Source organism: Stieleria sedimenti (assembly GCF_025060895.1).
GTDB lineage: Bacteria > Planctomycetota > Planctomycetia > Pirellulales > Pirellulaceae > Stieleria > Stieleria sedimenti.
The window spans coordinates 3,561-25,387 of record NZ_JANZKV010000265.1 but is presented as its reverse complement, the minus strand read 5'-3'; the positions used below and the strand labels follow the sequence as shown (position 1 = coordinate 25,387).

The 21,827-nt window shown below is 59.8% G+C and carries 16 protein-coding genes; 13 read left to right on the top strand and 3 right to left on the bottom strand.

Annotated features, from left to right (window positions below; genetic code table 11):
- Positions 1 to 358: 358 nt before the first annotated feature.
- The gene (locus tag NZK35_RS29020) at positions 359 to 1,663 is read right to left on the bottom strand and encodes a replication-associated recombination protein A (protein WP_259636027.1); all 1,305 of its coding nucleotides are present in this window, start codon (positions 1,661 to 1,663) and stop codon (positions 359 to 361) included.
- Positions 1,664 to 1,763: 100 nt separating this feature from the next.
- On the opposite strand from NZK35_RS29020, the gene NZK35_RS29015 reads away from it, so the two are divergent.
- From NZK35_RS29015 to NZK35_RS28990, 6 genes are all read left to right on the top strand, one after another.
- The gene (locus tag NZK35_RS29015; protein ID WP_259636026.1) at positions 1,764 to 2,258 is read left to right on the top strand and encodes a DUF1499 domain-containing protein; all 495 of its coding nucleotides are present in this window, start codon (positions 1,764 to 1,766) and stop codon (positions 2,256 to 2,258) included.
- A gap of 76 nt (positions 2,259 to 2,334) precedes the next feature.
- Entirely contained in the window at positions 2,335 to 5,895 is a 3,561-nt protein-coding gene (locus tag NZK35_RS29010) for a PSD1 and planctomycete cytochrome C domain-containing protein (protein ID WP_259636025.1), read from the top strand.
- A 12-nt stretch (positions 5,896 to 5,907) separates the two neighbouring features.
- Positions 5,908 to 7,380 carry a DUF1501 domain-containing protein gene (locus NZK35_RS29005; RefSeq protein WP_259636024.1) on the top strand — a complete coding sequence of 491 codons (1,473 nt, stop codon included), beginning with the start codon at positions 5,908 to 5,910 and terminating at the stop codon, positions 7,378 to 7,380.
- A gap of 81 nt (positions 7,381 to 7,461) precedes the next feature.
- On the top strand, positions 7,462 to 8,886 hold the full coding sequence (locus tag NZK35_RS29000) for an APC family permease (protein ID WP_259636023.1): 1,425 nt from the start codon (positions 7,462 to 7,464) through the stop codon (positions 8,884 to 8,886).
- Positions 8,887 to 9,038: 152 nt separating this feature from the next.
- Complete coding sequence (locus NZK35_RS28995; protein ID WP_259636022.1) at positions 9,039 to 10,181, top strand: helix-turn-helix domain-containing protein; 1,143 nt, start codon at positions 9,039 to 9,041, stop codon at positions 10,179 to 10,181.
- Between the two features lie 21 nt (positions 10,182 to 10,202).
- Positions 10,203 to 11,039 (top strand): class I SAM-dependent methyltransferase, encoded by an 837-nt coding sequence (locus NZK35_RS28990; RefSeq protein ID WP_259636021.1) that lies wholly within the window; start codon positions 10,203 to 10,205, stop codon positions 11,037 to 11,039.
- Positions 11,040 to 11,402: 363 nt separating this feature from the next.
- On the opposite strand, the gene NZK35_RS28985 is transcribed toward NZK35_RS28990, so the two are convergent.
- Positions 11,403 to 12,101 (bottom strand): hypothetical protein, encoded by a 699-nt coding sequence (locus tag NZK35_RS28985; RefSeq protein ID WP_259636020.1) that lies wholly within the window; start codon positions 12,099 to 12,101, stop codon positions 11,403 to 11,405.
- 488 nt (positions 12,102 to 12,589) lie between these two features.
- Here NZK35_RS28985 and NZK35_RS28980 point away from each other — a divergent pair, with 488 nt between their 5' ends.
- Complete coding sequence (locus NZK35_RS28980; protein ID WP_259636019.1) at positions 12,590 to 13,870, top strand: 6-phosphofructokinase; 1,281 nt, start codon at positions 12,590 to 12,592, stop codon at positions 13,868 to 13,870.
- 301 nt (positions 13,871 to 14,171) lie between these two features.
- Here the strand turns inward: NZK35_RS28980 and eboE are convergent, their stop codons facing one another.
- Entirely contained in the window at positions 14,172 to 15,437 is a 1,266-nt protein-coding gene (gene eboE / locus NZK35_RS28975) for a metabolite traffic protein EboE (protein ID WP_259636018.1), read from the bottom strand.
- A gap of 120 nt (positions 15,438 to 15,557) precedes the next feature.
- On the opposite strand from eboE, the gene NZK35_RS28970 reads away from it, so the two are divergent.
- The 6 genes from NZK35_RS28970 to NZK35_RS28945 all read left to right on the top strand — a co-directional run bounded on the left by NZK35_RS28970 (position 15,558) and on the right by NZK35_RS28945 (position 21,740).
- Positions 15,558 to 16,010 (top strand): nucleoside deaminase, encoded by a 453-nt coding sequence (locus NZK35_RS28970; protein WP_259636017.1) that lies wholly within the window; start codon positions 15,558 to 15,560, stop codon positions 16,008 to 16,010.
- Positions 16,011 to 16,155: 145 nt separating this feature from the next.
- Positions 16,156 to 18,564, top strand: coding sequence for a M1 family metallopeptidase (locus NZK35_RS28965; RefSeq protein WP_407699849.1), 2,409 nt, complete (start codon positions 16,156 to 16,158; stop codon positions 18,562 to 18,564).
- Between the two features lie 5 nt (positions 18,565 to 18,569).
- A complete protein-coding gene (locus tag NZK35_RS28960) occupies positions 18,570 to 19,106 on the top strand; it encodes a DUF6702 family protein (RefSeq protein ID WP_259636016.1) in 537 nt (178 codons plus the stop codon).
- Between the two features lie 77 nt (positions 19,107 to 19,183).
- A complete protein-coding gene (locus NZK35_RS28955) occupies positions 19,184 to 20,461 on the top strand; it encodes a competence/damage-inducible protein A (protein ID WP_259636015.1) in 1,278 nt (425 codons plus the stop codon).
- Entirely contained in the window at positions 20,458 to 21,231 is a 774-nt protein-coding gene (locus tag NZK35_RS28950) for an RluA family pseudouridine synthase (RefSeq protein WP_259636014.1), read from the top strand. The genes NZK35_RS28955 and NZK35_RS28950 overlap by 4 nt, the downstream gene beginning before the upstream one ends.
- On the top strand, positions 21,228 to 21,740 hold the full coding sequence (locus NZK35_RS28945) for a putative molybdenum carrier protein (protein ID WP_259636013.1): 513 nt from the start codon (positions 21,228 to 21,230) through the stop codon (positions 21,738 to 21,740). The genes NZK35_RS28950 and NZK35_RS28945 overlap by 4 nt, the downstream gene beginning before the upstream one ends.
- Positions 21,741 to 21,827 lie beyond the last annotated feature (87 nt).

Sequence of the window (21,827 nt, the reverse complement as noted above, 5' to 3'; positions counted from 1 at the left end):
GTATTGGGCTTCAGCCGCCCCGCTTCGCTGCGTGGGACGTCGATTCAATTATTGACGGATATGGCACCCTTCTCCCCCACAAATCGTTAACAAGCTTGCTTGTCGATTTGTGGGGGAGAAGGGCTGGGGATGAGGGGGCTGGTGATCGATTTTGTAACCCTCTCACCGGGCGCAGAACATACGGTTGGGCGGTTGCACGTGATACCATTGCGGCCCCTCTGTGTTGCCCCTCACCCCCAGCCCCTCTCCCCAAAAAACGCTCGACGCTTCGCGTCTTTGACGTTTTTTGGGGGGAGGGGAGCCAGTGTATTTAATAGAGATCCCTAGCAGCGAAACGGAATCGCCCAAAGGCGACACACTACGGTTTCAACCGCTTGCTGATCCACGCCTTCCGCTCGCGCAGTTCGCGTTCAAACCCTCGGTCGACCGGTTCGTAGTAACGACGGTCGACGCCCAAGTAGTCTTGGGCCGCGATTCCGTGGGGACTGTCGTGGCTGTAGAGATACCCTTCGCCGCGACCTTCACGCTCGGCCGAGGCGGAATGCGAATCGCGGAGGTGTCGGGGGACGGGGACGATTTTTTGATCGCGAACGTCTTTGCGGGCCGATCCGATGGCCACCGTGGCGGCGTTGCTTTTGGGAGCCAGCGCCAAATAAGCCACCGTCTGGGACAGCATGTATTCGCTTTCCGGCAACCCGACCCATTCACAGGCCTGCATGCAGGCGACCGCCATCGGCAGCGCGGCCGGGTCGGCGTTGCCGACATCTTCGCTGGCCAGGATGACCAGACGTCGACAGAGGAACCGCAGGTCTTCGCCTCCTTCGAGCATCCGCGCGAGCCAATAGATTGCAGCGTCGGCGTCACTGCCGCGGATGCTTTTGATCATGGCGCTGATCAGGTCATAGTGATCATCGCCGGTGCCGTCGTAGCCTGCGATCCGGGTGCCGATCGATTCGGCTGCCGTGTCGCGGGTGACCAGGGGTGGCTGCTGCGGCGAGCTGGAGACTGCGATTTCGAGTGCCGTGAGTGCCCGTCGCGCATCGCCTTCGCAAACATCTGCCAGGAATGCGATCGCCTCGTCGTCGGCGCTTGCCCCCGTTGCCGCCAGCCCGCGTTCGCCGTCGGCCAGCGCCCGATGGAGCAACTCGGTGATCTCCGCCGGCGAGAGCGTTTCCAACTGAAACACCTGGCTGCGGCTGATCAGTGCCCCATTGACGGCGAAATACGGGTTGCTGGTCGTCGCGCCGATCAGCGACACGATGCCGGCTTCGACGTCGGGCAGCAACGCGTCCTGTTGGCTTTTGCTAAAGCGATGAATCTCGTCGATAAACAACACCGGCCGGGGCTCACCGCTGGCGACCAAGTCGGTGGCCCAAGCCAACGCTTCACGCACTTCCTTGACCCCTCCGGTGACCGCGCTCAAGCGACGACAGCGGCTGCCGGTTTCCTTGGCCAGCAGATGGGCCAGCGTTGTCTTGCCCGTACCGGGTGGTCCGGACAAGATGACCGACCCCAAACGCCCGGCGTCGACCATCCGTCGCAGCAGTTTCCCAGGCCCTAGAATGTGTCGCTGGCCGACGTATTCTTTCAGCGACGTCGGACGCATCCGCGCGGCGAGCGGTTTGGCGTCTTCCAAGAAGTCGTCTTCTTGGGATTGGAACATCGAAGGCGTATGAGCCATAACGCAATGGAATGGGTGCGAGTGCGGGAGCGTGTGGCGAATTGTCCGAACGATCAGGCGACAAGGGAACCCCTAAACCGAGATGCGGAAAAGCAAAATGATGGGATGGATCACACTGGGCGCCGCGTTGGCAATCACGGTCGCGATCATCGGTTCGGTGGTGCTGCGGATCGACGATTGGGGACGTGACTGGACCCAAAACCGAGCTGCCTTGGATCCGGCTGCCCCACGCCCGGAGCTTCGACCGGTGGAACTCGACGGCAGTGTCCAAGGCGCCGCGGATCGCATTCGACAATGGACCGAGACGAATTCCAAGTGGGATTGGGTGTCCGAGGAACGAGCCGGTGGGGGCCAGCGGCGGATTCAATTAACCCGCACGACTCCGCTGATGAAATTTGTCGACGACATCGAAGTCGAACTCACCGCCAGTCCCACCGGGCAAGATTCCACCGGTCAACATTCCGCCAATCAAAGCGTGATCGTCAGTGCCACCAGTCAATCGCGAGTGGGCAAGGGTGATCTGGGCCAAAACCCGAGGAATCTGATCGAGCTGACGACGGCTTTGAGAGGCGGATGAAACGGTGGCGGTCCATTCTCGGTTGATCGAGTATACTGGTGATTCCTCCGTTTCTTTCCCGCCTTGTGTCCCACCGATGCCGATCCGATTTTTTTTCGCCGCGGCGGTCCTGGCCCTTTGCGGATCGTCGTTCGTGCGGGGCGAATCTCCAGCCGATTCTGCTCCCGATTTTTCTCGCGATGTCCGACCGATCCTGTCGGACCATTGTTTCGCCTGTCACGGACCCGATGAACATGAGCGTCAGGCAGATCTGAGGCTGGACACCGCCGACGGAATTCTGTCGGTGGTCCAAGCCGGCGCGGTCGACGAAAGCGAACTCGTTCTGCGGTTGCGTAGTGACGACAACGACGTGTTGATGCCACCGCCGGGCTTTAACAAACCCCTCACCGAAGCACAGAAAAAAACGCTCGAAGCCTGGGTGGCGGGTGGAGCGGAGTATCGTGGCCATTGGGCCTACGAGCCCCCCGTCAAAGTCGAGATCCCCCCAACCTCGTCCCACCCGATCGATCATTTCATCGACGCCAAAGCCGTTGCCAAAGGATTAACGCTGGGCGGCATTGCCGATGATGCGACGTTGATGCGACGCCTGTGCTTGGATTTGACGGGTTTGCCGCCGACACGTGAACAGATCGATCGACTTGCCGAAGGCAAACTGGACATCGAACGATTGGTCGACGAACTGCTCGCCTCGCCCGCCTTCGGCCAACATTTCGGACGCTATTGGTTGGATCTGGTCCGGTACGCCGACACCCACGGCTTGCACCTGGATAACTATCGCGAGATGTGGCCGTATCGCGATTGGGTCATCGATGCGTTCAATCAAAACATGCCGTTTGATCAGTTCGTGACTGAGCAATTGGCAGGCGACTTGCTGCCCGATGCGACGCTGTCACAGAAAATCGCCAGCGGTTTCAATCGGTTAAACGTCACCACCAACGAAGGCGGATCGATTTATGACGAGGTGTTCGCCCGCAACGTGATCGATCGCACCGATGCGTTCGGAACCGTCTTCCTGGGAATGACCACGCAGTGCGCGGTCTGTCACGATCACAAGTTCGATCCGATTTCCCAGAAAGAGTACTACTCGCTGTTCGCCTTCTTCAACAGCCTGGACGGCCGAGCGCTGGACGAAAACAAAAAGGATCCGGCGCCCGTCGTCCGCGTGCCGAATCAAGAACAGTCCGCGGAACTTGCCGCGTTGGACCAGCAGATCGTAGAATTGCGTCGCGAAATGCGTGAGCCGATCGAATCGGTCGATGCCGCCCAGCGGATCTGGGAAGCCGGCTTGAGCGGGACCGACGACGAACATGCCGCGCGCGTGGAATTGCTCTCCCCGAGCGAAGTGGACTCCGAATTCGGCACCGATTTGGTGATCGAAGCCGACGGAAAAGTTCGCGTCGGTGACACCGTTGCCGACCGCGACGTGCAGACCATCACCGCCCCGCTGGTGCCGTCCTTGGCAGGCGGTCATTGGCAATCGCTGCAATTGGAAGTCCACCCCGATCCCAAGACCGATCGCGCGGGCGTCTCGCCCAACGGCAACGCCGTGCTGACGGAGATCGAGATTGAAACACGTGCCCGTTCGCCGGTCAAAGAGAAGGGGTGGGAGTCGCTTTCGATTCGTTCGGCGCTGGCCGACATCGAGCAACAGGATGGTCGTTTTGAAGTCGGTTTGGCAATCGATGGAAAACGCATGGCGACGGAGGGTTGGGCGATCGCCGGGCATCAACAAACCGGTGGCCGCAACGCTTCGTTCGCCATCCCCGACCTGGCCGAGCGAATCGAGCGCGGTCACAACCAGATTCGAATTCGGCTGGAGTACCTGTCACAGTTTGCCAAGCATCAGTTTTATGCCGTCCGCTTTCAGTTGTCCGAAGCGGCGGCCGCGGTTCCGATCAAAGACCAAATCACCGTCGGTGACCTCCACAGCGTCGGCCCGTTCCCCGTGGAAAGTTCCAACCCGGGCATCTACCGCAGTTTCGGTTCCCAACAAGGGGATTTCAACGCCGAAGAAACCTTTAAATACGAAGACAAAACGTACGCCTGGGAATTGCGGAACGATTGGACGCCGGTTGCGATTCATACCTTGCCCGTTGCCGGCGAGAGCGTCGCAGTGAACCTGATCCATCAAACGTTGGAATCGCCCAAGAAACAGTCGATCGATCTGCTGTTGGGGACCAGCGACAGTCACGTCGTGTTTTTGAACAAGAAGCGGATCGCGCAGTCCGAACGCAGCGGTCCGATCAACCCGCTGGCGAAGACGTACACGTTGGAGTTGAAGAAAGGGCACAACGACTTGTACGTCAAAACCGTGTCGCTCGGTCGCACCGCGCAGTTCGCCTACGCCTATCGATCCGCTGCGATCCCGCTGCCCAAGGGAATCGTGGAACTTGCGTCTCAGAAACCGAGTGAACGGACACCGGAGCAAGCGGCATCGCTTCAAGCCTACTATCGAGAAGTCCAATGCACGCACCCGGATTGGTTGGTGTTGCAAGACATGGTCAAGGGGGCCGAAGCGGCGAAAGAAAAGCTGGAAGGCCAGATCGCGACGACACTGGTTTGGAAGGAACTGGACCAACCGCGTGAAGCCAAGGTGCTGGTCCGAGGCCAATATGATCAACCTGGCGATACCGTCTCACGACGTGTCCCCGAGTTTCTGCCACCGATGGCCGACGACCTGCCGCGTGACCGATTGGGTTTGGCCAAGTGGCTGGTCGCGCCGGAACACCCGCTGACGTCGCGTGTCGCCGTGAATCGTTTTTGGCAATCGATCTTCGGCAGCGGACTGGTCAAGTCGAGTGAAGATTTTGGCAGCCAGGGGCAGCCGCCCAGTCATCCCGAGCTACTCGATTGGCTGGCGGTCGAGTTCATCGAAAGCGGTTGGGACATCAAGCGATTGATCAAATGGATGGTGACCAGTCGCGCCTACCTTCGTGACGCCGCGGTCAGTCCGGAGACTCTTGCGATCGACCCCGAGAATCGTTTTTTGGCGCGTGGACCTCGACATCGCTTGGACGCCGAAGTGCTTCGTGATCAGGCCTTGGCGTTGGCGGGATTGCTGAACCCGCGACTGGGCGGACCGAGTGTCAAGCCGCCGCAACCGTCCGGCTTGTGGTACGCCGTCGGCTACACGCGGAGCAACACGGCGAATTTCAAGGCCGACACGGAGCTGGAGAAACAGCTTCGCCGCAGTGTTTACATTTTCTGGAAACGCACCAGCGCTCCGCCGCAGATGTCCACCTTCGACGCGCCCAGTCGGGAGTCGTGCACGGCGCGGCGCGAACGAACCAACACGCCACTGCAAGCACTGTTGCTGATGAACGAGCATCAATATCTGCAGGCGGCGAAACACTTGGCGGTCCGCGCCCACGTCGAATGTGAGCTGCAGGATCCCTCGGACAAGTTGGCTTGGTTGTTCGAAACGGTGACCGCCCGAAAACCTGTCGCCGCGGAAGTTCACGAGTTGGTTTCGTTGTTGGACAAGCTGCGAGAGCACTACAGCGACGACACGGCCGCGGCGGTCGACCTGTTGTCGGTCGACGAAATCAAATTCGACAAGATCGAACCGAGTGAGCATGCCGCCTGGATGATGATCGCCAGCACGCTGTTGAACTTGGACGAAGTGGTCAGCAAGTAGGAGAAGTGAACGATGAATGCTAAGCAACGATTGATCCGCTTGAACCGACGTTCGCTGTTCTCGCAATCCGCGGCGGGATTGGGCGCCGCGGCGCTGGCGTCGCTGGACACCCGCGCCGACGCGGCGCCCAAGGTGTCGGATTATCGGTCCGAGTCGGCCAAAGGCGGACTGCCCGAATTGCCACACCATGAACCCAAAGCCAAACGGGCGATTTATCTGTTCATGTCGGGAGCCCCCAGCCAGATGGATCTGTGGGACCACAAACCGACCATGACCGACTGGTTCGACAAGGATCTGCCGGATTCCATTCGCCAGGGCCAGCGGTTGACGACGATGACCAGCGGGCAAGCTCGATTTCCGATCGCGCCGAGCATCTATGACTTTTCGCCACAGGGTGAAAACGGAACGATGGTCAGCGAGTTGTTGCCACACACGGCGAAACACGTTGACGAAATCGCGTTGATCAAATCGATGCACACCGAAGCGATCAACCATGACCCCGCGATCACCTACATTTGCACCGGCGACCAGTTGCCGGGTAAAGCCAGTTTGGGTTCTTGGCTCAGCTACGGCCTGGGGACCGAAAATGAAAACCTGCCCGACTTCCTGGTCATGACGGCATCGTGGACCGGACGGAAAGAGGCCCAGGCGCTCTACAACCGGCTTTGGGGAAGCGGCTTCTTGCCCAGCAAGTATCAAGGCGTGGCGCTCCGCAGCTCGGGGGATCCGGTCTTGTATTTGTCCAACCCCAAGGGCGTCGATTCGGAACTGCGTCGCGCCATGCTGGACTCGCTGGCGCGTTTGAATCGAGTCACCGCCGAATCGATCGGTGACCCGGAAACGGATGCCCGCATCGCACAGTACGAGATGGCATTCCGGATGCAGACCAGCGTGCCGGACCTCGCCAACATTAGCGACGAGCCGAAGTACATCTTGGACATGTACGGCGATGACGTGACCACGCCGGGAACGTTTGCCAATTGCTGCTTGATGGCTCGCCGAATGGCGGAACGCGGCGTGCGTTTCACCCAGATCTTTCATCGCGGATGGGACCAACACGGCAACCTGCCCAAGGACTTGCCGAATCAGTGCAAAGACATCGACCGGCCCTGTTCGGCACTGTTGAAAGACCTTCGCCAACGCGGCATGATCGATGACACGCTGGTGGTTTGGGGCGGCGAGTTTGGACGAACGATGTACTGTCAGGGAAGTTTGACCAAAACCAACTACGGCCGGGACCACCACCCCAAGTGTTTTTCGGTATGGCTGGCCGGGGCGGGGATCCAGGGCGGCGTGGTCCATGGCGCGACCGATGAATTCAGTTACAACGTGACCGAAAACCCCGTCCACATCCGTGATCTCAATGCCACGATCTTGCATCTGATGGGAATCGATTCGGACCGATTCACCTATGCGTTCAAGGGGCTCGATCAACGTCTGACCGGGGTCGAAGGCGGTGACGTCGTCCGTCAGGTGTTGGCGTAATCGAGTGGGAGAGGCTTCCAGCCTGTCAACGTTTTAGCGGTACGACGTCCTTTCTGGGTCGTCCCAAATTGGAGCCAGTCATTGTCGCAGCCCAAAATGAACGCGCTTTCGGCGGCCGCTGTTGTGGCGGCCAGCATGATCGGCGCCGGGGTTTACACGACCAGCGGGTTCACGCTCGGTGACCTGGGTGAGCCGCATTACGTGATCGCGGCCTGGGCGATCGGCGGAGTGATCGCGATTTGTGGCGCGCTGTGTTACGGGGCACTCGCCCAGCAGTTCACCGAATCGGGTGGGGAATATCTGTTTCTGGCTCGGGCGATTCATCCCGCTGCCGGCATGATGGCCGGATGGGTTTCTCTGTTGGCCGGATTCACCGGCGCGATGGCGTTTGCCGCGACGACGTTTGAATCGTTCACGCGCGGGGCGGGGTTGGGATGGCTGGAACCATTGCCCGATCGATCGATCGCGATCGTGTTGGTCCTACTGGCGGCGATCGTCCACAGTCTGGGGCTCAAGCGTGGGACGCACATTCAAAATGGCGTGGTGATTGCCAAGCTGGTTTTGATCGGACTGTTCGTGCTGATCGCCTACAGCACGCTTTCGACGTGGCAGGGGACCGCCGTCGCTGCGGCGTCCGATGCGGTCGCGGGGGTGGACGCTGGGGCCGAGGCGACGGCAGGCGGCGGCTGGGCGTTTGCGTTGGTGTTCGCCAACGCGTTGACCTGGATTTCACTCAGCTATAGTGGATTCAATGCGGCGGTATATTTGACCGACGAGATTGACCAACCGACGCGAAATGTGCCGCGTGCGATGCTGTTTGGCACCGTGGGGGTGGCGGTGCTGTACCTGCTGTTGAACATCATTTTCGTCTACGCCCCGCCGGCGGCCGAGGTCGCCGGGCAGCCCAACGTGGCGACGTTGGCGGCCGAATCGGTCGGCCGGCAAATTCAGGCCCGCGGATCGAACTGGGGATCGTGGGTCAGCCCCTTGGTCCGGATTGCGATTCTTGCGGGGTTGGGGACATCGGTGTTGGCCCTGATGCAAACCGGGCCCCGGGTCTATCAAAAAATGGCGGCCGATCGCCTGTTGCCGCGTTGGTTGAGCGGTCGCCGCGGCGGCGACCTTGGCGCAGGGGCGATTGCCGGACCGGTCGAATCGCTGCCGACGATCTGGATCCAAGCCGGCTTGGCGATCGTGGTGATTTGCATCAGCACGCTTCGCGAACAACTGGATTATTTGGGCTTCACCTTGTCGATCTGTGCGGCCCTGTGTGGATCGCTGGTTTTCCTGTTTCGCAACCACGGCGTGCACCCGGTTCAGGTCTGGGGATACCCGTGGGTGCCGATGATCTACGTCGTCGGCACACTGGGGATCGCAACATTGACGGCGATTCGGGTTCCGTTGCAAGCCACGGTGGGATTGGGCACCCTTGGGATCGGGATCGCGGCTTACTTGGTGTCCCGGTTTCTGTGGGGTAGTCGGGCCTTCGGTGATCGACGAAACTAATGCACCTGTCCGCAGTGACACGAGATGCGAGTCTCGGCAAGCGGGGCGGGGAGCTGGCCACGGAAAGTGAGAATGCCCCCCGCAATGACTTCATCGGTCGAGTGACTTGCCCGACCACCTTTTCACTGAAACCTCTCGAAATAGACGCGACTATGAGATACGCATTTCGCTTGGCTGAACTGTTGGGCCACACCCCGGACCGTCGCAAACGTCCGGGGACGATCAAATCGATTGTGGAACACACGGGTTTAGACCGTCACCAAGTCGCTTCGCTATTGAAGAATGAGGCCAAGTACATCCCGCTGGATGCCCTGTCGCGTTTGTGTGATTACCTGATCGACCAGGGCCATGCGACGGCGGATCAATTGCCGGGGGCACTGTTTGCGGTCAATCCGGAGAACTTTTGGGAACTGATCGCCCGGCGCAAAGAAATTGAGATCATCGTGGGGGTCCGGGCGACCGATGCCAACGCGACTCCCGAAGGAGCTTCGGTGGTCGCCAGCGATTCGGTCCTGGTCGGCGAAGTCCTCAGTGGCGTGTCCACACTCGGCGGAGTCGCCAAGCACAAGGAGCAGGACGGCGAAGAAGGTTCCGGACGCGAAGTCCCCATGCCCGATCGATTCCAACAGACGCTGGTCTGGAGCCCGGGACAGGTCGACAAAGACGACGTACGTCAGCGGGCGGACGAAGTCTTCGACGGCTTCGTCGATGCGACGGGCGATCGCGGCATGATCTGCATCGGCAGCATCAAGAGCAACCCGGTCGTCGAACTGCTGTTCTCCGACGTGTTCGGTTGCACGCCGTTTGTGACCGAAGACGACGTCGATGATGTTTCGGCACGTTCCTGTCCGTTCTTTCTGCGCTACCGAGATTCCGATCCCAAACCCGACAGCGCTTCGGCGGGCACGCGGTTGAGCAAGAACGAAGACGCGCCAGAACCGGGTTTCTACTACGAAAAAGACGACGGAACTTGGGAATTTGCCGGCGGTAAGAACAAGGACACCGCAATGGTGTTCTACATTTACCGTGAAGCGCTCGGTCGACTCGATATGGTGCTCAGCGGATTCTCCGGGCGTGCGACGCGGCTGTTGGCCAGGACGTTGGCGATTCGCGGCGAAGAATTCTGGCCGCCGGTCTACGAGAAAGGTGGCGACATCATCGGTGCCTACCTGGTCACGTATGAGCAACCCGAAGACGAACAGACCCGCGACGACGCGTTGTTCAATCCCAGCGGTCCGGCCGAGATCATGCCGCTGCCGACCAAGGCGATCTCGCGTCGGCTGGCGCGGCGATAAACCCACCATTGAATTGACAACATGGCAAAATCGAAATCCAAGTCGTCGCCCACGATGGCGGCGACGGCGGACAAGTTTGACCTCTACCAACAATCGGTCCAGACCCCCGAACACGAGGTCGAATTCTTTGAACAAGCCTACCGCGAGGCCTATAAACGCAAACCCCTGACGCTTCGAGAAGATTTTTGCGGCACCTTCGCGGTGTGTTGCAAGTGGGCCGCGTCGAACCCCCGCCGCACCGCGGTCGGCGTCGACTTCTGCAGCGAAACACTGCAATGGGGGCGCGATCACAATCTGGCCAAATTAAAACCGGTTCAACGGAAACGCGTCACGTTGCTCGAACAGGACGTTCGCGACGGCAACACCGAACCGGCTGACGTCTTGGCCGCCCAGAATTTTTCGTTTTGGATCTTCAAAACACGCCCCGAAGTTGTCGAGTACTTCAAGATCGCCCGCTCGCATCTGAACGACCAGGGCATCATGGTCATGGACATGATGGGCGGCGGCGAATGCTTCAACGAAGATCACACCGACAAGCGGACGATCAAGAAAGGAAAGAAGGGATTCGACTATCACTGGAAACAGGAATCCTTCAACCCGATCACGGCCGACGCGAGTTTCTCAATCTCCTTCAAGTTCCCCGACGGCAGCAAGCTGAAGCGGGCGTTTGAATACCATTGGCGGTTCTGGACGATTCCCGAAGTCCGCGAGATGCTGGCCGACGCCGGATTCCGCGAAAGCCACGTCTACTGGGAACGCGAGAACGAAGAAGATCCCGAACTCGATGGCGGATGGTATCGCTGCGGGGCCGCCGACAGCGACCCCAGCTGGATCTGCTACATCGTCGCCATCAAATAGTGGCGTAAGCTTCCAGCTTGCGAAGTGGCGTAAGCTTCCAGCTTGCGAAGTGGCGTAAGCTTCCAGCTTGCGAAGTGGCGTAAGCTTCCAGCTTGCGTCCTCTGCCGTCGCCAGACGGCAGCCACCCAACACCTCCCACCCTAACCAAGCGGGATGCTTTCCGGCCCGTTGATTTAACCTGATCACACGTGGGATCAGCCGTTTCGCGCGAGCGTACGGGCCTGCAGCACGAAGAAAATACACCAGAGCCCGTAGGCTCGCGCCAAACGGCTGATTAAATCGACACGCCGTTTTGTGAGCGGCAGGGCGCAGCCGTCCGGTCTGTCACGCCGAAACCGGACGCCAAGCCGCAAGTTTCCCCGGCTACCTCGGTTTGGCCCGGGTCAGTTGCTCAAGCGACTCGAACAGCGAGTCGACTTGTCGGTCGGTCGGGTCGGGGGCGATGGCGGTGTAATAGCCAGAGTGGATTCCGAGGGCGGCACGCATTGCGGCGGCGCGTTCGGGTGGCGCGTCGATCATCACGTTGACCATTTCGAAATCGCGGTCCCAGAGGACGCGGTCGGCCAGCATTTCGACCAGCCAGCTCCAACGATCCACCTCCAACGAATCCACCTCGATGTCAAACACAGACTTCTGGTCAGCTTCTTGCAAACACTCTTCCTGAAGCAGCACATCGTCATCTTCATTTTCGAGAAAGGCGTCCAAGGCGGCTTGTCGCCAGCGGCAGCGAAACTCCTCCGGCGAGACCGGATGCAATTCGATCTCGAGCTCGATCTGCTGGATGATATTTTGATAGACCGCCGCCACGGCCGCTTCGTTGATGCCGCTTAACTCGAGCGTCTGGTCGGTTTGTTGCAACAGATTGGTGGCCAACAAATCGAGCACCGCGAGTTGTTGTTGCCAGGTCAATTCATCGAACAACGTGACGCCATACTCCCATGGCTCTTCCTCGGTCTCGCGACAACTGGCCAATTCCTGAACCATGGTTGCGAGCGAGTCACGCACCAACTCCGCCTCCTCACCAACCAGATACCGGTCGCCAGATGGAGTGTGCCAAGTCATCGTGAGTATCCGGAACGTGCCAACCGTGCGAAAGAGAAGGACACCGCGTCACGCGAACGTCCCGGCCGGATCGGCAGGTCGACGTGATCGAGGCAGGGGAGATCTTGATTGATCCAGCGCCGGACTGCAAGCTTTTAGCGCGACCGGACAACGAAGAAGCCGAATCGGCTGGGGCACCGATGTTTTTTGCTTGCCTATTCTTCGCGTTTTACGCGCCAATCGTTGAGAATTCAGCTCGGAAGCGGGGCAGGATGGCTCAAACGCGGTAATCTGGGTGACTTTTCCGTCCCTCAACCCCGGTTTGTCGTGTCGAAAACCACCGAATCGCCTTAACGGCTTGGCGTTGATCGCGGCATCTCTAAAATCTCCCCCTGACGACTTCACTTCCCCATCCCGCTTCGACGGTCCGAACCGCCCCATCCATGGAATCTGCGTCGGCCTCTTTTGCATAGAAACATCCCTCCCTTCCCTGTCGAGTAGTGAACACCATGCCAGACCATCACACCCTGGATATCAAACGCGTTGCCATTCTGTTTGCCGGAGGCCCCGCGCCGGCTGCCAACGCGGTGATTTCGACGGCTGCGTTTTCATTCCTGGAAGAAGGCTCGCAGGTTTTCGGGATCAAGCACGGCTACAGCCGTCTGGCCGATTACACGGCCGCAGGCCCGCTGCAAGAAGGCGTCGATTACTTGCGGTTCACCCACGAATCGCTGACCCACGCCCGCAGCAGTCGTGGCATCATGATCGGGACCGCGCGCACCAACCCTGGAAAACATGTCAGCAGTCCCGAGCACTTGAAAGACCGCGAGCTGGTCGCGCCGCTGCGACGTGTTTACGAAGGCCTGTGTTCCCTCGAAATCGACGCCTTGATTTCGATCGGCGGTGACGACACGCTGAAGACGGCCAACAAACTAAAAATGTTCCAGGACAACCTGCCCGGCGACGCACGCCGGTTCCCGGTCATTCACCTGCCCAAGACGATCGACAACGACTACAGCGGAATCGATTTCACGTTCGGGTTCTTCACCGCCGTGGAAACGCTGGCCGAAGAGATTCGCAACTTGAATTACGACGCCGCGGCCGGAAAGGCGTACTTCCTGTGCGAAGCGATGGGACGCAGCGCCGGCTGGCTGGCCTATGGCGCCGCGATCGCCGGTGAAGGCAGTTTGGTGATGAGCGTCGAAGACATCGCCGGCGACCTGGCAGCCGAAGAGGTGGATCCGGAAACCGGCAAACCACGCAAGATCATGGTGCTGGACAAGGTGATCGACAAGATGGTCGACATGATGGTCGCCCGCGAACGCGAAGGCCGCGAGTACGGAACCATCGTCGTCGCCGAAGGCCTGGCGGAATTCTTGCCCGCGAAATACTTGGAAGGCGTATCCCGTGATGACCACGGGCACATCAATATCTCCGCGATCAACCTGGGCGCGCTGCTGAGCGGACTGCTCGCGAAAGCCTACACGGCTCGTACCGGTAAAACACGCAAGGTCAACGGTCTGCAACTCGGCTATGAAGCGCGTTGCGCGCCGCCCCACGCCTACGACGTGATGCTGGGCTCGCAACTCGGCGTCGGTGCGTATCGTGCCCTCGTGGAAGAGAAACTCAACGGCGTGATGGTCTCCGTCTCCGGCCAACTGGATCTGCACTATGTGCCGTTCAACAAGCTGGTCGATCCTCAAACGCTGGTCACCAAAGTTCGCTTCATCGAACCCGGCAGCGACTTCCACCGTCTGGCTCGGTTCCTGGAAACGTGCACCGACAGCTGAACACTGGTCGTTCCAAGGCTCCGCCTTGGAACGAGGGGTGCAGTGGCTCCGCCACTGTAGGTCACAGGCGGAGCCCTACGCCGTGAACGATTTGTTAGCGGTAGGGCGCGAACCCTCCGGTCTTTCACGGTAGTTTTGAAGCGCAACCGGACGGCTCGCGCCGTTCCGCTAACACTTTGACGCTAAGCGGGGTGTTTTCGTTAGCGGTAGGGCGCGAGCCCTCCGGTCTTTCACGGTAGTTTTGAAGCGCGACCGGACGGCTCGCGCCGTTCCGCTAACACTTTGACGCCTGTCCCACTTGTCACGCCAGCTGATCCAGCAACCACTGCAGTTCGCTGGCGATGTCTTCGGCCAGGCCACGTCGCCGCATCGCTTCGGGCAACACGGTCCAGGCATACGTCTCGACTTCCAAGTGCCCCGTGAAGTCGACGTTGATCGTGTCATCGTCGAGGGCCGTCAAACACTCGAGCACCGCGTCGCGGCTGGTGGTCAATTGGCCGACGCGTTCTAAGAAGATCGGCACGTGAAAATGGATCACCCAGCGGAGGAGCTTGTCGAGATCGTTCGGTCGGGTTTGCTCCAGCAGTGCCGGCAAGTCGTCGGCCAATCGGAACGAGCCGTCGCGTCCGACCTGGCCCGTCTGATGCAAATACCGGTCTTCGGCGAACGCGCCGAGCTGCTCCAGTGTCAACGCGACCTCGCCGGCAGCGATCGATCCCCAGTCGGCCACGATGGCGCTGCTGACCTGGACTTTACCGATGGTGATCCCGGCATCGGCATACGCCGTCACCACTGATCGTTGCGGTTCGTTCATCACGGCGCTGTGACAGATATCGTGACAGACCGTCAGATAGCGTCGGTGCGTCGGATCGGGCAGGTGTTCGTCAAAGAAACCGATCAGATCACCGACCGTGTCGATCACGCAGCCGGGCTCCGGTTCGATCGCGACCACGATCCGTTTCCCGGTCTGGCCCTCCAGCCGCTCCAGGAACGCCGCCAGTTCCCGCAGCTTGGCACCGGCGATTGCCACCTTGTCGTGACCGGAGCGATCGCCTGTAAACGGGTTGTCGGGCCAACCGATCGGCAGCGTGCTGATCGATCCCAGCGACTGACCCTCGTGAAGCAATCGCGACAAGATCGTGGCCAGCCGCTGCGTGTACTCCAACCGCTCGGGCTCAGCCCACGTCGGCAAGTACACGCGTTGCTTGACGTGATCGCCGTGGAAATTCGCGAACGGGAACCCGTTGATGGTGAAGGGCTGCAATCGATGGGAATCCAGAAATCCACGAAAGGCGTCCAGTTGACCGGCGGCCAACTCACGCGAAGCCTGGTCGGGGATCCACAGCCCGACGCCCAACGCGTTCAAACCGTGTGTCTGGGAAAGCTGTTGCTGGACCGGAACCGCGTACTCGCGAAGATTCGCTCGGATCGAGGTCAAATCGATGCCGGCATGGACATTCGTGCAATAACCGATCTGGCGGTCGCGATGCTTGGGTGATTCTGAATCGTTGATGTTCAATGTGCTAACATGACGGAGGAAATGAACGGTCGTGCGGGAGCAGGTCATCGGTGCGGTGTCCGAAGCCTGCGGTCGTCAGCCTGCACGAATCGCCCCCACCAAAAACGACCGTCATCAAGATAACGGCAACACGCCACGGAATGAACGGTGCCATCCCCCGAGACTTTTATGCTGAACCAAACGGACCACTACCTGCTGCGACGCGCCTACGAGGAAGCCGTGGCCGGGTTCAACGAGGGGGGCTGCCCGATCGGATCACTGCTCGCGCGGGGGGACGAGGTCCTGGCCAGTGGGCGAAACCAGCGGGTCCAACAGGGCGACCCGATCGCGCACGGCGAAATGGATGCGTTGCGCAAGGCCGGGCGTCAATCGACCTATCGCGACACGACACTTTACACCTCGCTGAGCCCCTGCATGATGTGCAGCGGAACGATCGTTCAGTTCGGCATTCCGCGCGTCGTGATCGGTGAAAACCAGAACTTTGGTGGCAACGAAGCCTTCCTGCGCGAGCACGGCGTCGAAGTCGTGATCGCCAATGACCCGGGTTGCATCGCCCTGATGGAGCGATTTATTCGCGAAAAACCTGATCTATGGGCGGAGGACATCGCACAGCAGACATAACGTCGACAGACCGCAATCTGGCGAATTAAGATTGTCGCGTCATCCTACACCGCCTCATCCGCCCGAGTCTCGCATCCTGAGCCCCTGTACTGTGATTTCGCACTGCCGTCGAAGCTGCTTGTTCGCGCCCCCGGTATCGCCTCGATTGGCGATAATCCTTTTCATCGCCTTGCTGACGACCGTGTCGGGCGTCGGCACCGACGAGGTCTCCGCCCAATCACCGGAATCAGCCAACCGAAAACACTCCGATCCCCACGATCCCTTTGCCCAACTGGACCCTTGGTGGCCGACGCCGGGTGCGACGCGAATCGCCTCGGGTGCTCCCGGCCCCGCCTACTGGCAACAGCGCGCCGATTATGAAATCGATGTCACGCTGGACGACGACCAGCAGCAGATCAACGGCGTGGTGAAGATTCGCTATCACAACCAATCGCCCCACACGCTGCCGTATCTCTGGATCCAGCTGGACCAGAATCGATTCCGCCAGGGATCGGACGCCTTGGAAACCACGACGGCGCCGTCGTTGTCGCCGCGGATCTCGTTCGGCGCGATGAAATCCATTTTGGCCAGTCGTCGCTTTGACGGCGGGTACCGCATCGCATCGGTGACCGACGGCGCCGACAAACCGCTCCGCCACACGGACATCGGCACGATGATGCGAATCGATCTGTCGACGCCGATCGCGCCGGGCGAGCAGACCGAAGTGGCGATCGAGTACTCGTACAAGATTGTCGATGCGAAAGTCATTCGCGCCCGTGGCGGCAAGGAGTATTTCGAGGACGACAAGAACTACATCTACGAAATCGCGCAGTGGTTCCCCCGAGTCGCCGCCTACACGGACTTCGGCGCCTGGCAACACAAGTCGTTTTTGGGCCGCGGCGAGTTCACGCTGGAGCTGGGCAATTATCAAGTCCGGATCACCGTCCCATCAGAAATGGTCGTCGCGTCGACCGGAACCTTGCAGAACCCCGATCAGGTGCTGACCGACCGCTGGAAACAGCGGTTGGCCACGGCCGAACAGGCCCAGACGCCGATGTTCATCATCACGCCGGAGGAAGCCGAAGCGAACGAAAGCGTGAGAACAGAAACGACAAAGACCTGGGAGTTTGACGCGACGAATGTGCGCGATTTTGCCTTTGCCGCCAGCCGGAAATTCATCTGGGATGCCCTGGGCGTCAAGGTCGGATCGCAAACGGTGATGGCGATGTCCTATTACCCCAACGAAGCCGAGCCGTTGTGGAGCCAATACTCGACCGAAGCGATCGCGCACACGCTGGAAGTTTACGGTCGTTACTCCTTTGAATACCCGTACCCGGTTGCGATCAGCGTCAACGGTCCGGTCTATGGCATGGAATACCCGATGATCTGCTTCAACGGACCGCGTCCGGAAGACGACGGGACGTATAGCAAAGCGACCAAGTACGGTTTGATCTCGGTCGTCATCCACGAAGTCGGTCACAACTTCTTTCCGATGATCGTCAACAGCGACGAACGGCAATGGACTTGGATGGACGAAGGGCTCAACACGTTCCTGCAGTACCTGGCCGAACAGGAATGGGAAGACGATTACCCGTCGCGACGCGGTGACCCCGAAAAGATCACCGGCTACATGCGTGGCAACAACCAACGTCCGATCATGACGGGCAGCGAAGAGATCCTGCAGTTCGGTAACAACGCCTATGGCAAACCCGCCACCGCGTTGAACATTCTTCGCGAGACCATTCTCGGCCGCGAATCCTTTGACTTTGCCTTTCGCGAGTACGCTCGGCGTTGGAAATTCAAACGCCCCACGCCCAGTGATTTTTTCCGCACGATGGAAGACGCCTCGGGCGTCGATCTGGATTGGTTCTGGCGGGGCTGGTTCTACGGGACCGATCACGTCGACATCGCCATCGACGACGTCCAGTTGTACAAAATCGACTCGGGCGATCCGGATGAGCAAGCCGAACGAACGCGGCAGGAAAAGGACCGTGAAGAAGACACGATCACCAAGGAACGCAATCAAGGCATGCGGCGACGGATCGATTGGCAACCGGGGCTCAAGGATTTTTACAACAGCCCCGAGTACGACGAGTGGACAGTCGAAGAAGAGGACCGCAAGTCGTTTCAAAAATTCTTGGACGGCTTGAGCAGCCAAGAGCGGGCGATCCTTCGCCGAACCACCAATTTTTACGTCGTCGATTTTCGCAACGTGGGCGGTTTGGTGATGCCGATCCTGATCCGCGTTCACTACGCCGACAACACCAGCGAAATGATGACGTTCCCGGCCCAGATCTGGCGACGTAACAGCAAACGAGTCAGCAAGTTGATCGTTACCGACAAAGAAATCGTTCGGCTGGAACTGGATCCGAAACGCCAGACCGCCGACGTCGACGAAGGCAACAACCACTGGCCCGAAAAAATGGTGCCCAGTCGTTTCAAGTTGTTCAAGGATGACAAGAAAAAGAACCCGATGCAGAAAGCCGCCGATGATCAAAAAGACGACTCGTCGCAAGAGACGGACGAGGAATCATCGGACGAGAAAGCCGAGCAAGAACCGGCCAAAGGAAAATGATCAACGTGACTTCCGTTCTCCTGGCCCTCGGGTCCACGCTGTTGATGCACCCGGTCCATGAGACCGTTTGTGAAATCGAGTGGAACGCGGAAACGCGTCGCATCGAAGTCGCGCTGCGGATCGATGTGCTGGACGAACAATGGATGGCCCGCTCGATCCAGGCCGACGCCGACGACGATTGGCAGGGCGAGTACCTGCGTTCTAAATTGTTTTTTGATCCCCAAGTCGGCCAAGGCGAACGAACCGCATCGGGGCCTGCCGAATCCGGGCCAACTGAATCCGAGGCTGTCAAACTCAGCGGTCGCCCGATCCGCTGGGTCGGCCGCAAACCAGACGGCGGCCACGTTTGGTGGTTCTTCGAAGTCGTCTGCAAAGACGGCAGGCCACCGACATCGATTCAAACGCGGCTCTTGTTTGACCGGCACCGCGATTACCAACATCGCATCGTCGTGCTCGGAAAACCGGTCGCCGACGACGGCAAACGAATCTCGATCCTGCTGACCGAGCAAAAGCCTTCGGCGGCATTGATGTTGGTGCGTTGATCGTCAGCCAGGGCCTGTCCTGGCCGACTGCTGAAACCTGTCCCTGGAACCTCTTACGACGCGACCCGCCCTTCTCGATGCAACACGATTCGCTCACCGCCGAAGTCGTCTCGATCGGCGACGAAATGACCAGTGGCGCTCGGCTGGACACGAACGCCCAATGGCTGAGCCGGCGATTGGGAGAACTGGGGATTGAAGTCACCTTCCACAGCACCGTCGGCGACACGCTGCAGCACAACATCGACGTCTTTCGTACCGCCGCGCTGCGGGCCGATGTGGTGGTCTGCACGGGCGGCTTGGGGCCGACACGCGATGATCTGACGCGTCAAGCGTTGGCGGCCGTGCTCGACCAACCGCTGGAATTGCGACAATCGGCGCTGGACCACATCCACCGATTGTTCGCCCGCCGCAATCGCGACATGCCCCAGCGCAATGAAGTCCAAGCGATGTTTCCCGTGGGCAGCCTGGAGATCGCCAATCCCCAAGGCACGGCTCCCGGAGTCGATGCGACGTTCCAGCGACCCGATGGTTCCACCAGTCGGCTGTTCGCGTTGCCCGGTGTTCCGGCGGAAATGAAACGCATGTTCGACGAAACCGTCGCGCCGCGGATCTTAAAAAGCGGCGGCAACACGCGGCGGCACATCGAACATCATGTGATGAAATTCTTCGGCGTCGGCGAAAGCGACATGGAACAACGCTTGGGCGAGATGATCGCCCGCGACCACGTGCCACGCGTCGGCATTACGGTCAGCTCGGCGACGATTTCGTTGCGGATCAGTGCCATCGGCGAGTCACCGCAGGAATGTCACCGTCAGATCGAATCGACGCGTGCCGAAATCATGGAACGCGTCGGGGAACTGCACTTCGGTGACGGTGAAGAGTTTGAACAGTACCATGCGGTGGAGCGGATGCTGGCTGCACGGGGCGAAAGTTTGGTGAGCGTGGAACTGGGACGCTCGGCGGTGCTGGCCAATTGGTTTGCATCACTCGGCGAATCGTCCACCTATCGCGGCGGATTCTGTTTTGCCAAGCTCGGCGAATTGGCGACGGTGCTGGATGTCGATGCGGACTCGGCCCTGGAGACGCTTCGTCGCCGCTGCGACTCGCAATGGTTGGTCGCCGTGGACGAGTACCCGTCATTGGAATGCAGCGACGAGCAACCCTTGCCGGCCGCAGAAGTGACCTTGATCGTCGTCGATCCGACCGGGGAGGTGTTTTCGACGACCAGCCGGCTGGGTGGGCACCCGTCGATCATTTACGAACGGATCGGCAAAGCGGCTCTGGCTTGGCTGCGACGCGTGCTCACCGAACCTCGGGCCGACCGCCACGACCACCCGACGACGGCGGCTCGATGAAGGTTCTGTATGAAGACAACCATCTGTTGGTCATCGACAAGCCCGCCGGGATGCCGACGATGGGAGCCGAACCGGGCATTCAAACCGTCCACGGCTGGGCGACGGATTATCTGAAACGTCGCTATCAAAAACCGGGCAACGTGTTTGTCGGCGTCGTCAGCCGGCTCGATCAACTGACCACCGGCGTGCTCGTGCTGGCGCGAACCAGCAAAGCCGCGTCGCGGTTGGCGATTCAGTTCGGCGGCCCCGGCAAAAGCAAAAAAGTGTCTACTCGGGCGCGGAAATTGTATCTGGCGATGGTCGCCGGGGATTTGGAGAAAGATTCCGGGTTGCCGCGATCAGGCACCTTGACCGATTCCGTTTTCAAAGACGACCCATCGCATCGCATGCGGGTCGCTCGGCACCCGCGGTCGGATGCGCAAGAAGCTCGCTTGAACTACTGTGTGATTGACCGATCCGCGGCGCGGACACTCGTCGCGGTGCGGTTGTTGACCGGCCGCAAGCATCAAATCCGACTGCAATTTGCCGACCGAGGCCATCCCATTTTGGGCGACACGAAATACGGCTCGTGCAGCCGTTTTCCCTGCGGGGTTGCCCTGCACAGCTGGCGTCTTTTAATAGAGCACCCGACGAAATCCGAAATGCGACTGTTCAACGCGTCCCTTCCCCGCGCGTGGCAGGAGTCTCCGTTTTCGGTTCCCAGTGAATCATCGATCGAATCGACGCTGATCGCCGACGCTGATTGGTATGACGAGGAGAGCAAGATTTGACGCAGCGTTCATCGAGCCCCCGTGGTGAGCCACCGTTTCTTCCCGGCCGCATCGTCTCCGGTGGGCAAACCGGCGTCGATCGCGCCGGATTGGAGGTGGCAATCGCCTACCAGATCCAACACGGCGGCTGGTGTCCCAAAGGACGGTTGTCCGAAGACGGTTCGATCCCCAGCCGATATGAGATGGTGGAAATGGAGACCGCCGAATATCCGCCCCGGACCGAACAGAACGTGATCGACAGTGACGCCACGCTGATTTTGTATGAACAGCGTCTCAAGGGCGGCACGTTGCTGACGCGTCGATACGCGACACGCTGGAACAAACCGTATCTGTCGGTGGCGATGGATGCGTCGTCCCCGGTCGCCGTCCGCGTTTGGCTGGACCAAGTGCGCCCGCAAACCTTGAATATCGCCGGCCCACGCGAAAGCAGTTTTCCGGGAATCGGGGAACGTGCGCTGGCGTTCCTGTTGGAGGCATTCGCGGCCAGCGCCACGGAGGTGTCTTCGTAGTTTGGTTGGACGCCAAGCGGGGTGTTTCTTGTGAGCGGTAGGGCGCGAGCCCTGCGGTCTTTCACGGTGTTTTTGAAGCGCGACCGG